13 protein-coding genes are annotated in these 13,017 nt (G+C 64.7%); 5 read left to right on the forward strand and 8 right to left on the reverse strand.

All coding sequences use genetic code 11. The annotated features are described in order from the left end of the window. Nucleotide 1: 1 nt before the first annotated feature. The 6 genes from Q0799_RS07400 to Q0799_RS07425 all read right to left on the reverse strand — a co-directional run bounded on the left by Q0799_RS07400 (nt 2) and on the right by Q0799_RS07425 (nt 5,957). Nucleotides 2-1,642, reverse strand: a complete 1,641-nt coding sequence (locus Q0799_RS07400; RefSeq protein WP_298396417.1) for a methyl-accepting chemotaxis protein — start codon at nt 1,640-1,642, stop codon at nt 2-4. Between the two features lie 31 nt (nt 1,643-1,673). Then, on the reverse strand, nt 1,674-2,402 hold the full coding sequence (locus Q0799_RS07405; protein ID WP_298396420.1) for an amino acid ABC transporter ATP-binding protein: 729 nt from the start codon (nt 2,400-2,402) through the stop codon (nt 1,674-1,676). Between the two features lie 23 nt (nt 2,403-2,425). Continuing rightward, complete coding sequence (gene gltK, locus Q0799_RS07410) at nt 2,426-3,109, reverse strand: glutamate/aspartate ABC transporter permease GltK (RefSeq protein ID WP_298396425.1); 684 nt, start codon at nt 3,107-3,109, stop codon at nt 2,426-2,428. Further along, on the reverse strand, nt 3,110-3,847 hold the full coding sequence (locus Q0799_RS07415) for an amino acid ABC transporter permease (protein ID WP_298396428.1): 738 nt from the start codon (nt 3,845-3,847) through the stop codon (nt 3,110-3,112). It abuts the gene before it with no gap. Between the two features lie 58 nt (nt 3,848-3,905). Then, complete coding sequence (locus Q0799_RS07420; protein ID WP_298396431.1) at nt 3,906-4,970, reverse strand: asparaginase; 1,065 nt, start codon at nt 4,968-4,970, stop codon at nt 3,906-3,908. An 87-nt stretch (nt 4,971-5,057) separates the two neighbouring features. Continuing rightward, complete coding sequence (locus Q0799_RS07425) at nt 5,058-5,957, reverse strand: glutamate/aspartate ABC transporter substrate-binding protein (RefSeq protein ID WP_298396434.1); 900 nt, start codon at nt 5,955-5,957, stop codon at nt 5,058-5,060. 303 nt (nt 5,958-6,260) lie between these two features. Here Q0799_RS07425 and Q0799_RS07430 point away from each other — a divergent pair, with 303 nt between their 5' ends. From Q0799_RS07430 to Q0799_RS07445, 4 genes are read left to right on the forward strand one after another with little or no spacing between them, the layout of a single operon-like run. Continuing rightward, nucleotides 6,261-6,911 carry a hypothetical protein gene (locus Q0799_RS07430; protein ID WP_298396437.1) on the forward strand — a complete coding sequence of 217 codons (651 nt, stop codon included), beginning with the start codon at nt 6,261-6,263 and terminating at the stop codon, nt 6,909-6,911. Then, nucleotides 6,911-7,804, forward strand: a complete 894-nt coding sequence (locus tag Q0799_RS07435; RefSeq protein ID WP_298396440.1) for an ROK family protein — start codon at nt 6,911-6,913, stop codon at nt 7,802-7,804. Before Q0799_RS07430 ends, Q0799_RS07435 begins: the two co-directional genes overlap by 1 nt. Nucleotides 7,805-7,822: 18 nt before the next feature. Next, entirely contained in the window at nt 7,823-8,524 is a 702-nt protein-coding gene (locus Q0799_RS07440) for an MOSC domain-containing protein (protein ID WP_298396442.1), read from the forward strand. Then, nucleotides 8,521-9,738: a nitrate/nitrite transporter gene (locus tag Q0799_RS07445; RefSeq protein WP_298396445.1), complete on the forward strand. Its 1,218-nt coding sequence runs from the start codon at nt 8,521-8,523 to the stop codon at nt 9,736-9,738. Before Q0799_RS07440 ends, Q0799_RS07445 begins: the two co-directional genes overlap by 4 nt. Here the strand turns inward: Q0799_RS07445 and Q0799_RS07450 are convergent. Further along, nucleotides 9,688-10,671: a hypothetical protein gene (locus Q0799_RS07450; RefSeq protein ID WP_298396448.1), complete on the reverse strand. Its 984-nt coding sequence runs from the start codon at nt 10,669-10,671 to the stop codon at nt 9,688-9,690. The genes Q0799_RS07445 and Q0799_RS07450 overlap by 51 nt on opposite strands. A gap of 51 nt (nt 10,672-10,722) precedes the next feature. Continuing rightward, nucleotides 10,723-12,705 (reverse strand): primosomal protein N', encoded by a 1,983-nt coding sequence (locus tag Q0799_RS07455; RefSeq protein ID WP_298396451.1) that lies wholly within the window; start codon nt 12,703-12,705, stop codon nt 10,723-10,725. Between Q0799_RS07455 and Q0799_RS07460 the strand changes: the two genes are divergently transcribed. Continuing rightward, nucleotides 12,704-12,844: a hypothetical protein gene (locus tag Q0799_RS07460; protein WP_298396454.1), complete on the forward strand. Its 141-nt coding sequence runs from the start codon at nt 12,704-12,706 to the stop codon at nt 12,842-12,844. The genes Q0799_RS07455 and Q0799_RS07460 overlap by 2 nt on opposite strands. Nucleotides 12,845-13,017 lie beyond the last annotated feature (173 nt).

The raw sequence follows: 13,017 nt of genomic DNA on the forward strand, positions 1-13,017 counted from the left end.
TTCAGGCCGTCCGGAAACGGGCGATACCCGATTCGAGACTGCTCGCCAGATTGTCCAGTTGCCGCGCCGTGGTCGCCATGCTGGCGGTGGCCCGATTGTTTTCATGGATCATCCGGACGATGTGCTCGACCCGGGCGGCGATCTCCTCGCCGCCGGACGACTGCTGGCGCAGACTGGCCGAGACCTCTTCGATGACCCGGGCGACGTGGCGGTTGCTGCTTTCGATGGCGCTCATCGATTCGCCGGCCGCACAGGCCATGCGCAGGCCCTCGTCGACGCGGCTGACCGAGCGCTGCATGTGTTCGGCCATCGAGCGCGCGCCGTTCTGGATGGCGCTGACCATGGCGGCGATCTGGCTGGCCGAAGCGGTCGTCTTTTCGGCCAGCTTGCGCACCTCGTCGGCGACCACGGCAAAGCCCCGACCGCTGTCGCCGGCCCGCGCCGCCTCGATCGCGGCATTCAGCGCCAGCAGGTTGGTCTGGTCGGCCAGATCGTGGATCACCGAGGTAATCGCCGAGATGCGCTCCGACTCCTGCCCCAGCGTCGTTGCCGTTGCCGCCGAATCGGTGACCAGCCCGGCAATCTGACGAATCTCGTCGACCATGGTCTGGATCGTCTGGCAACCACCGGCCGCCTGCTGCCCGGCCTTGCCGGACAGATCCTGGGCCTCCTGACCGAGGTTGGCGATATGCGTGATGCAGACCGACATGGTCTGCAGCGTTTCGGCCATGGCGGCACTGGCCGCGGCCTGCGCTTCCGAACCGCCGCGCATTTCGTCGGCCGAACCGGAAAGCGCGGTGACGGCATGCTTGAGTTGCCCGGCTTCCAGGCGGATGGCGCCCAGAATGTCGGCCAGCGACTGGGTGGTCTTCATCGCCGCCGCCTGGACACGGCGGATTTCGGCAAAGCCGTTCGGCTCGATGCGCTGCGTCAGGTCGCCGGCAGCAATGCTTTCCATCAGGCGAGCTGTCGTTTCCAGCGGACGACGCACGCCCCCGGTCAGCAGATAACCGAGTACGGCGGCGATCAGGACGGCAACGACCACCAGGATCAGCGTCAGGCGACGGGTATTCGCCGACTCGGCCACGATGTCGCCGGCCCGTTCGCGGCTTTGCGCCTGCACCAGTTGGCGCGCTTCGGCGATGCTGGCTTCGAGCACCTGCATGCGCGGCTCGGCTTCCTGCTGCAGGATGCCCATGGCCACCGTCGACAGGAACTGCATGGCCTCGGCCATCGCCTTGTCCTGGATCTCGATGGCCGCCGTCGCCTGTTGCCTGACCCGCTGCAGCAAGGCACCTTCGCCGGCGACGGCATGGTCGACCGCAATGTTCTCCAGTGCCCCGAGGGCGGCGAAGAAGCGCGCCTTCTCGCGCTCGTAGCGTGCGGCTTCCGCCTTCATCACCTCGGCATCGGTGAAAATGATGTTGTTGCGCACGCTTTCGCGCATGCCGGCGTAGGCATAGCCCAGCTCGGCAATCTGGCTGTCCTTGGTCAAAGACACCGTGGCGATGCGCTCGGCCGCCGCATCGACGCGCCCCAGACTGAACGTCGTCCAGCCGGCGACAACGACAAACAGGCCGACGACGACGGTAAATGCCATCGCCAGTTGCGGACCGATGCCCAGGCGGAACAAGGCTTTCATGACATGCTTTCCTTAGCGTCCAGGCTGGCCATCAGTGGTGCAGGATCTTGGCCAGGAACTGCTGCGCCCGTTCCGAACGCGGATTGGCGAAGAAGGCTTCCTTGCTGTCGTCCTCGACGATGCGGCCGTGGTCCATGAAGATGACGCGGTTGGCAACCCGCTTGGCAAAGCCCATTTCGTGCGTCACGCACATCATGGTCATGCCTTCCTGGGCCAGTTCGGTCATCACGTCGAGCACTTCGTTGACCATTTCCGGATCAAGCGCCGAGGTCGGTTCATCGAACAGCATGCAGATCGGGTCCATGGCCAGCGCCCGGGCGATTGCCACGCGCTGCTGCTGGCCGCCGGACAACTGGCCGGGGAACTTGTGCGCATGCGCCTTGAGGCCGACCCGGTCGAGCAGCTTCAAGCCCTTGTCGACAGCCTCGTCCTGCTTCCGACCGAGCACCTTGACCTGGGCGATGGCCAGGTTCTGGGTGATGCTCATGTGCGGAAACAGCTCGAAGTTCTGGAAAACCATGCCGACATGGGCGCGCAGCTTGGACAGATTGGTTTTCGGATCGCCGACCGAGGTGCCGTTGACGATGATTTCGCCCGACTGGAAGGGTTCGAGGCCATTGACGCACTTGATCAGCGTCGACTTGCCGGAACCCGAAGGACCGCAAACGACGATGACCTCGCCCTTGCTGACCGTGGTGCTGCAATCCTTGAGCACGTCGAAAGTGCCGTAGTTCTTGCTGACATGGGAAATCTGGATCATGACTATCTCCTGGAAACGCGGCCTCAGGCCGGTTGGTATTTTTTCTGCAGGTGCTTGACCAGCATCGACGCGGCAAAGCAGAGGATGAAATAGACGAGGCCGGCAAACAGCAGCATCTCGACCAGGCGGCCGTCGCGGTCGCCGACCTTGTAGGCGGAACCGAAGAAGTCGGCCAGCGCGGACACGTAGACCAGCGAGGTGTCCTGGAACAGGATGATGGCCTGGGTCAGCAGCAGCGGGACCATGTTGCGGAAGGCCTGCGGCAGGATCACCAGCCGCATCGCCTGACCGTAGGTCATGCCCAGCGCCTGGCAGGCCGCCATCTGGCCCTTGGGCACCGACTGGATGCCGGCACGGATGATTTCCGAGTAGTAGGCGGACTCGAACAAGGCAAAGCCAATCATCGCCGAAGCTAGGCGCAGGTCGGTATTGGGCGGCAGACCGAACAGGTCGGCGATGAAGCGCGGTACGATCAGGAAGAACCAGAGCAGCACCATGACCAGCGGCACGGCGCGGAACAGGTTCACATAGCCGGCGGCAAACAGCGACAGCGGCTTGATCGACGACAGCCGCATCATCGCCAGCAGAGTGCCCCAGACAATGCCGACGACGATGGCGATCAGGGTGATTTCCAGCGATACCGCCATGCCGTCCCAGAGTATCGGCAAGGCGCCGGGAATCGAAGACCAGTCGAATTCGTAAGCCATTTACTTGCCCCCCATGTAGCCCGGCACGCGGACCTTGTCTTCCAGCAACTTCATCAGCGTCATGACGATGACGTTGATCGCCACGTAGGCAACGGTGACGGCGATGAAGGATTCGTAGGGCTGCGCCGTGTAATCGACCAGCTGGCGCCCCTGGGCGGCCAGTTCGAGCAGGCCGATGGTCGAGCAGACGGCGGAGTTCTTGAAGATGTTGAGGAACTCCGAAGTCAGCGGCGGCACGATCAGGCGGAACGCCATCGGCAGCAACACGTGGCGATACACCTGCGGCAACGTGAAGCCGAGCGCCAGACCGGCGTTTTTCTGGCCTTTGGGCAGCGAATTGATGCCCGAACGGACCTGCTCGGCCACGCGGGCACTGGTGAACAGCGCCAGGCAGAGCATCGCCGCCAGGAACTGCTGCTGCACCGGATGCGATTGCTTGTAGGCGTCGCCCAGGCTCTGCGGTACCAGTTCCGGCATCACGAAATACCAGATGAACAACTGGACAAGCAGGGGAATGTTGCGGAACAACTCGACGTAGGCGGTAGCCAGCCCGCTCAGCAGCTTGTTCGGGACGGTGCGCAGAACGCCGACGACGGCGCCGAGCAGCAGCGCGAGCACCCAGGCGCTGAGCGATAGCATCACCGTCATCTGCAGGCCGGCGAACATCCAGCCGAGGTAGGTCGTGTCACCGACCACGGTCGGCTGCAGGAAGATGGACCAGTTCCATTGGTAATTCATGCGGAACTCCTGAAAGGGAAAGTAAGGGCGGCCTTGCTCGGCCGCCCGCGGGCCGGGATCAGTATTCCCAGAAAATGCGCTGCAGTTCCTTGCTGTCGCCGGTCTTGGTCAGGGCGACGGTGGCCAGGATGCGGGCCTTCTGCGGGTTGAGGTCGTGGGCGACGACCCAGTCGTACTGGTCGTCCGGCTGTTCGGCGTTGCGCAGGACGAAGCCGCCGGCATTGACGTGCGACGAACGGATGATGTGCACACCCTGGCCGCGCAGTTCGCGCAGGCCGGCGACAACATTCTTGGCCACCGAGCCGTTGCCGGTCCCGGCGTGGATGATTGCCTTGGCACCGCTGGCGGCCAATGCCTTGTAGGCGGTGTCGGCAACGTTGCCGTGACCGTAGGCGATGCCGACCGCCGGCAGGCTGTCGATCTTGTCGATGTCGAACTCGGAATTGACGGTGTGACGCTTGGCCGGCAGGCGGAACCAGTAGTTCTTGCCCTCGACGATCATGCCCAGCGGACCCCAGGGGCTCTTGAAGGCGCCGGTCTGGATGTTGATCATCTTGGAGACGTCGCGGCCGCTGTTCAGTTCGTCATTCATCGCCACCAGCACGCCCTTGCCGCGAGCATCCCTGGCCGCGGCGGCGGCAACGGCGTTGTACAGGTTGAGCATGCCGTCGGCCGACATCGCGGTGCCCGGACGCATCGAGCCGACCAGGACGATGGGCTTGTCGCTCTTGATCACCAGATTCAGGAAGTAGGCGGTTTCTTCCAGCGTATCGGTGCCATGGGTGATGACGATACCGTCGACATCGGCCTGCTTGACCAGCGCCGAGACGCGCTTGCCGAGCGCCAGCAGGTGGTCGTTGGTGAAGCTCTCGGAAGCAATCTGGAAGACCTGCTCGCCACGCACCGCGGCAACCTTGGCCAGTTCCGGCACGCCGGCGATCAGCTTGTCGACCGGGACTTTCGCCGCCTGGTAGGTGGCGCTGTTGGTGGCTTCGGCACCGGCACCGGCGATGGTGCCGCCGGTGGCCAGGATGACGACGTTGGGCTGGGCAGCCATGACCGCCAGCGAGGCGGCGCAGCCGGCGGCGAAGACCGCACAGCGGGTGAAAATTTTCTTGAACATGGTGAACTCCTCTGTTTTTTGGGGATGAGCCGGGCCTGGTACCTCACTCAGGAGGCACCGGCAGCACAGCAAATAAATTGGGGAGGGTTACTCGAACGCTTTGTCGTTCGGCGCCTTGTACAAGGCCTTCATTTCAGCCGACAGCGGCATGTTCAGGTTCAGGCCCTTGGGCGGGATCGGGTTCATGAACCACTTGTTGTAGATCTTCTCGGCATCGCCGGAAGTCATCGCCTTGGTCAGCGCAGCATCGACGACCTTCTTGAACTCGGCGTCGTCCTTGCGCAGCATGCAGCCGTAAGCTTCCTTGGACTGGGCGGTACCGACCACGGTCCAGTCGCCCGGCTTCTTGGCCTTGGCCATTTCGCCGTAGAGCAGCGCGTCGTCCATCATGAACGCGACGGCACGGCCGGTTTCCAGGGTCAGGAAGGCTTCGCCGTGATCCTTGGCCGAGATGATGTTCATCTTCATCTGCTTTTCTTCGTTCATCCGGCGGATCAGGCGCTCGGAAGTGGTACCGGCGGTAGTGACCACGTTCTTGCCGGCGAGATCGGCGAAATCGTTGATGCCCGAACCCTTCTTGGTCATCAGGCGGGTGCCGATGACGAAGATGGTGGTCGAGAAACCGACCTGCTTCTGGCGTTCCAGGTTATTCGTCGTCGAGCCGCATTCGATATCGACCGTGCCGTTCTGCAGCAGGGTGATGCGGTTGGCCGACGTCACCGGCATCAGGCGGGTATCCAGTTTGGCCAGCTTGAGTTCGTTCTTGATCGCATCGACGACCTTGAGCATCAGCTCATGCGAGTAGCCGATGACCTGCTGCTTGTCGTCGTAATAAGAGAAGGGAATCGAGGATTCACGGTGACCGAGCGTGATGCTGCCGGTGTCCTTGATCTTCTTCAGCGTCGAAGCTTCCTGGGCAAAAGCCGGCGTGATGGCGGCACTGGAAAACACGGCGGCGAGGGCGGCGGCGAGGGCGATACGTTTCATGTCTTCTCCTGAAGGTAAGGAAGCCGCGAGCGGGCTTCGGCAGGCGATACATCGCAAGCCATGTGCCAGCGTTTCCAAGCGCCGACAAAAATAACAAGCCATTGATTTTCTGGCAATTTGACTCCACCAACACCAGGCCGGCTCACGGAAAACCGACGTCCCTCGCCGACCTGCCCTCGGAATTCCGACGGCAGCACCGATTCTGCCCGGTAGCGCGCCAAGGTCAATCGCGGTTTTCCCCGACAGGCCGGGTTGCCAGGAGCATCAACGCTCATGCACAATGTCCCAAAGGGGGAGACGCCAGTGCACAACAATACAAATGCCAATCCTTGGTCCGAGGACAACGACGCCATCCAGCAACTGGCGCTGGAGGAATGTGCCAAGCGCCAGCGTATCGATCACAGCGTCCCCGTGCTCGTACTGCCGGCCGGACAGTGCAAGCTGGCCGTGCGCTTTGCCCAGCTCGACGCTCAGGTCACGGTGGCCGACGTCGCCGACCGGCAACGCGAAATCGAAGGCCGCATCCTGGCCTCCGGCCTGACCGGCAGCATCCATTTCACGCCGACCGAACTGCCGGCACCGCCCACAACCGACAGCGGTGCCCCCTTCGACATCATCGTGTTGCGCCGCGGCCTGTGCAGCCTGCCCTACGCGCAAGGCAAACAGTTGATCCGCCAGTTGATGCAAAAGCTGAAGATCGGCGGCAAGCTCTACATTTCCATCCTCGGCCTGCATTCGGAACTGGGCGACGGCTATCCGGGACGCGAACAGTCGATTTACGAGCGCTACAGCAAGCTGTCCCCGGCGATGGCGCGCAAGTACGATATCCGCAACGAAGTCTGCCTCTATTCCGAGCGCGACCTCTTCCTCCTGCTGCTCGAATCCGGCGCCAGCGTCCTGCGCACGATGACCACCACCTGGGGCAACGTCAAGGCGGTCGCCGTCCGCGTCTGATGCGGCTGGGCATCGATCTCGGCGGCACCAAGATCGAGATTGCCGCCCTCGCCGACGACGGCAGCGAACTGTTGCGTCGACGCGTCGCCACGCCGCAGGGCGACTATCCCGCCACCCTGCAGGCCATCGCCGGTCTGGTCACCGATGCCGAGAAAGAACTGGGCCGGTACGGCAGCGTCGGCATCGGCATTCCCGGCGCCGAATCGCTGATCGACGGGCGGATCAAGAACGCCAACTCGACCTGCCTGATCGGCCAGCCGTTGCGCGCCGACCTGCAGCACCTGCTGCAGCGGGAAATCCGCCTGGCCAACGACGCCAACTGTTTTGCCCTCTCGGAAGCCATCGACGGCGCCGGACGCGGCACCGCCTGCGTGTTCGGGGTCATTCTCGGTACCGGCGTCGGTGGCGGCATCGTCATCGATGGCCGGGTACTGGTCGGCGCCAACGCCATTGCCGGCGAGTGGGGGCACAATCCCCTGCCCGCCGACCCGCTCGATCCGCTGCCGCCCCTGCATTGCTACTGCGGCCGCGACGGCTGCAACGAAACCTGGCTGTCGGGGCCGGGCCTGGCAGCCGACCATCAGCGCCGCACCGGAATCGCCCTCTCCGCCGTCGAGATTGCCCAACAGGCAGCCGCCGGCGATGCCGCCTGTGCGGCCACCCTTGACCGCCACGCGCGCCGTCTCGGGCGGGCGCTGGCCAGCGTCATCAACCTGCTCGACCCCGACGTCGTCGTCCTCGGCGGCGGATTGTCGCAGATGGCGCAGCTCTACGAAAAGCTCCCGGGCTATTGCCGGCCCCACGTGTTCTCCGACGATCTGCGCACCCGCATCCTGCCGCCCGCCCACGGGGATTCCTCGGGGGTACGCGGCGCTGCATGGCTGTGGAATTGATGGCACAATCGCCGTCCCATGGCACAGATCTCCCTTTTTGTCGGCAGCATCCGCCTGCTTCCCGAATCCGGGCGACCGACCGGCATCTACAAACAACCGGCGACCGGCCCACTGGCGCTCGGCCCGGAAGGCTTTCTCGCCGACAGCCAGGCTGACCGGCGCGTGCACGGCGGCCCGGAAAAGGCCGTCCATCTCTACCCGGCCGCACATTACGCCCGGCTCGCCGCCCGTTTTCCCGAAATCGCCGGGCAACTGGTACCGGGCAGTCTGGGCGAAAACCTGTCCACCGCTGAACTCGACGAAAGCAGTGTGCGCATCGGCGACATCTGGCAACTCGGCGACGCCCGCCTGCAGGTCTGCCAGCCACGCAATCCCTGCTGGAAGATCGACGAGCGCTTCGCCACCGAGGGCATGGCACAGTTCATTGCCGAACAGCGTCTGACCGGCTGGTACTGGCGCGTCCTGACGCCGGGCACGGTCGCCCCCGGTGACACCTTGCGGCTGGAGCAAACCGGTAGCGGGCCGACGCTGGCAGCCGCCATGCTGCTCTGGCAAGACCATCGCCCAGCCATCGACGAACTTGAGCGGCTGGCCGCCACCCCGGGCATCGCCGAGCACTGGCGGCAGAAAATCGAACAACGGCTCGCCTGGCTGAGGCGCAGTCCCGACACCCCGGCCGCAGCGCCGGCAACGTTCCACGTGAAACCGGAGCAGGCATGAGCCACCCCGATCCGCGCAGCCTGATGCTGCGCCTGTTCCTGCCTTTTGCCGCAGGCTACTTCCTGTCCTACCTCTACCGCACGGTCAACGCCGTGCTCGGCCCGGTCATCGCCGGCGAACTGGCCTTGCCGGACAACGCGCTCGGTCTGCTGACCAGCACCTATTTCCTCGCCTTCGGCGCCGCCCAGTTGCCGCTCGGCATGCTGCTCGACCGCTTCGGTCCGCGCCGTGTCGAAGCGGCGCTGTTGTGCGTTGCCGCCGCCGGGGCCGCCGTCTTTGCGCTGGCCGACGGCCTCAGCGGGCTGACGCTGGGCCGGGCCCTGATCGGGCTCGGCGTCTCGGCCTGTCTGATGGCTTCGTTCAAGGCCTTCACCCAGTGGTTTCCGCCCGAACGCCAGGCCTCGCTGACCGGCTGGATCATGGCTTCCGGCGGGCTCGGCGCGCTGGCCGCCGCCAAGCCGCTGGAAATCGCCCTCGGCTTCACCGGCTGGCGGGAAATCGTCCTCGCGCTGGCCCTCATCACCCTGCTCGTCGCCGCCCTGCTGTGGCGGCTGGTGCCGGACAAACCAAGCACGGGCAACAGCGCCAGCTTCGCCGAACAGATGGCCGGCATCCGCCAGATTTTCGCCAGCGCCCATTTCTGGCGCTACGCGCCGATGGGTTTCTGCTTCACCGGCGGTTTCATGGCTGTTCAGGGGCTGTGGGCCTCGCGCTGGATGAACGTGCTCGAACAGTTGGACGCCACCGCTGTCGCCGCCCGCCTGACCTGGATGGGCGTGGCCATGCTCGGCGGTTTCCTGTTCATGGGCTTTTTCGCCACCGCGCTGGTGCATCGCGGCGTGCCGCTGGACAAGCTGTTCCGCTGGGCGATGCTCACCGCTTTTGCGGCCTTCGCCGCAATCTGCCTGCAACCCGGCTGGGCCGGCGACTGGCTGTGGCCCCTGCTCGGCGCCTGCTTCTCGCTTTCCAACATTGCCTATTCGCTGGTCGCCCAGGCCTTCCCGCCGACCATGTCGGGACGCGCCAATACCGCGCTGAACCTGCTCGTCTTCTTCGGCGCCTTCGGCCTGCAATGGGGCATCGGCGGTTTCGTCGATGCCCTGCAGGCCGCCGGTCAGGATACGGCTGCGGCTTACCGGACGGCCTTCTACTGCCTGCTCGGTCTACAGGCGCTGTCGCTGATCTGGTTCCTGCGTCCCCGGCGAGCGGTCTGAGGTCGCCAGGTCGACCTGTTGCATCAGCCCGGCACTGCCGCTCTCCATCAGGTACACGCCAGCCGCCCGGATCTGCCCGAGCAGTTCGTTGTCGGCGTTCTTGAGCGAGAACGGCGCATCGACCGCCCGGGTATATAGCGCCCCAACCCCGGCCTCGGCCAGCGAGCGGAAGCTGTCACCGGACCATAGGGCCAGTCTGGCAAAGGCGCTGTCGCCCTCGTCGATCCAGCCATTGCCATCTTCGTCGAGCTTGGCCAGATCGGCGAAGCCGTTGCCGCTGCGGGTGCCGAACAATTCGCTGCCATCGTCGGCCCGGCCGTTGCCGTTGCGATCGAAGACCAGGAAGCAACTGCCGTCGGCCAATTCAGGCAACCACTCAGGCGTACCGTCGGCGTCCAGATCGAACGAGAAGCGGCTGTCCACCAACTGGCAGTAAGTGCCATCGAAGTTGAGCACGAGCGGATCGCGCAACTCGACACTGCCCGATTCCTCGGCGGAGCTTTCCCAGGTGTAGGCGCGCGCCATGTCGACCTTGAAATTGAAGGCGATTTCCCGGCCGTCACAGGTTTTGACCAGCCCACTGCCACATACCTGGGTCGATTCGGATTCGCTGACCCGTTCGTACACCGCGCGGCGCCAGTGCATCTGCCGGGCCGGGCCGGGCTCCGGACTGCCGCCATCGGCATCGGCGGGCAGGTCGGCGGCAATTTCCTTCCGGCATTGCCGGCCATCCATTGCCGCCAGGATGGACTCAAGCAGCGATTCGAGCATCTTCTGCACCCGCTCGCGCAGCTTGTCACCCTTGTCGGTTTCGTCGCTTGCCAGGCGCTGGAAAAGCTGGTCAAAGCGCAGTTCGCTCTCGATCGCCACGCTGCGGCTGCTGGCTGCGGTATGACTGGCGGTCATGTCGACGGCCGATTCCTGGATTCTCATGATGCACTCCTTGCAGTCATTGGGCTCAAGCCATTGCAAGGGACATGCCCGTCAAAGTTCGAGCGGATCGACTTCCAGGTGCCAGCGCAATTTGTTCGAGGTTTTCAGGCCTTCGATGGCTTCCCGCCAACGCGGCAGGAAGGCCTGCAAGGCCGGTCGTGAAAAGGCCTCGGCCAGCAGCTGCCCGCGTTCGAGGTTGGCCAGCCGGGCCATCTTCATCGGCACCGGGTCGTAGAGCATGACCTGATCGTGCGCCTTGACCACCGGCAGCGCCGCCGCCAGTTCGAGAAAGGCCACGGCGTCGGCCATCGCCGGCGCCTCGGCGCGCAGGACGGCCTGGAAGGCGTAAGGCGGAAAGCCGGCCTGCTCGCGTTCCTGCAACTGGGTCGCGGCAAAACCCGGGTAATCGTGGCTGGCCACCGCCGCGAACAGCGGATGATCGGGATACTGCGTCTGGACCAGCACCTCGCCGCGCAATTCGGCCCGTCCGGCGCGGCCGGCGACCTGCATCAGTTGCGCGAACAGTCGCTCCGGGGCGCGCCAGTCGGCGGCGTACAGCGCAGCGTCGGCACCAAGCACGCCGACCAGCGTCAGCTTGGGGAAATCGTGGCCCTTGGCCAGCATCTGCGTACCGACCAGGATGTCGGCCTCGCCGCCGTGGATGCGTTCGAGCATGGTCTCCCATTGCGTCCGGCTTTTCACCGAATCGCGGTCGACGCGCAGGATGCGCGCGTCGGGAAATTCGCCCTGCAACCATTCCTCGACCCGTTGCGTGCCGCGGCCGTAGGGATGGATGTCCTGGTTGCCGCAAGTCGGGCAGGCTCGCGGAATGCCGTTCTCGAAGCCGCAGTGGTGGCAGCGCAGGCGGCGGTCGGCCAGGTGCAGCACCAGGTTGGCGGCGCAGCGCTGGCAGCGCGATACCCAGCCGCAGGCCGCACACGCCAGTACCGGCGCGTAGCCGCGACGATTCAGGAAGACCAGGCTCTGCTCGCCGCGCGCCAGACGTTCGCGGATCGCCGCCAGCAAGGGTTCGCTGATGCCTTCCTTGAGCGTCATCCGGCGGGTATCGAGCACATGCACAGCCGGCAGGCGAGCCGCCGGATTGGCCCGTTCCTTCAAGGTCAGCAGCTTGTAGCGCCCGCCTTGGGCGTTGGCCCAGCTTTCCAGCGACGGCGTCGCCGAACCGAGCAGCACCGGGACGGCCAACTGGCGGGCGCGGACCACGGCGACGTCGCGTGCCGAATAGCGCATGCCGTCCTGCTGCTTGAATGACGGGTCGTGTTCCTCATCGACGATGATCAGCCCCAGGCGCGGCAGCGGCGTGAACACCGACAGGCGGGTGCCGAGCACCAGATCAGCCTCACCGGCAAAGGCGCTACGCCAGTTGCGCTCGCGCGCGGCTTCCGCCAGTTCGCTGTGCAGCGAGACCACACAACGGTCCGGGAAACGCCCGCGGACGCGGTCTTCCAGTTGCGGCGTCAGGTTGATTTCCGGGACCAGCAGCAGCACCTGGCGGCCAAGTTGCAGTGCCTGGTCGATCAGGCGCAGATAGACCTCGGTCTTGCCGCTGCCGGTGACGCCGAACAGCAGGTGGGCGGAATAGCCGCCGTCGATGTCGACCTGCGCGATGGCGGCGGCCTGCTCTTCGGTCAGCGCCGGCTCCGGCAGGGCCGGCGGCGGTTTGCGCGGGCGCCCGGCGCGGCGTTCCGGCGGCGACAGGCGCTTGAGACCGGCGGGCAAGGCCTGCAGGAGGACTTCGCCGAGCGGAGCCTGGTAGTAAGTACTGGCAAACTCGCACAAGGCAAAGAAATCGTCGGGCAAAGGTCCGGGATCGCGCAAGATTTCCCCGGCCGTTTTCAACTGGCCGGCCGGCCATTCGCTCTGTCCGACCACGGCAACGATGACGCCGATCCGCTCGCCCCGCCCGAACGGCACCCGCACCCGCAGGCCGACATCGGCAGGCGTGGCATCGTCGGCCCGGTAGTCGAACAGGCGATGCAGGGGCAGATCGAGGGCGACGCGCAGAACAGGCATGATCGGTCCGGAAAAACGCTTGGCGGTCGGCGCGTTTCAGTTGTCCACAAAAGCTGTGGATAACTTTGTGGGAAAAGTGGGTGAAAGCGCTGCAAGCCTGCGTCGCGTAAGCATTTTTGCTGCTTTGCCCCAACAATAGGCAGATTAAAACTTGTTGTTTTTCAATGACCTATGTTTTTATCCGCATAAACAGCGGGTTTCCGGCGTGAAAACAGGGCGAAACTCTTTGTTGTGTATAAGTCAAGCCTGAATCTGAATTTTTGTGCTTGACAGGGCGCGGAAATCTTCGTGCAAAAATGACTCCGCGCCCTG

The organism is uncultured Azonexus sp. (assembly GCF_937982035.1).
Lineage (GTDB): Bacteria > Pseudomonadota > Gammaproteobacteria > Burkholderiales > Rhodocyclaceae > Azonexus.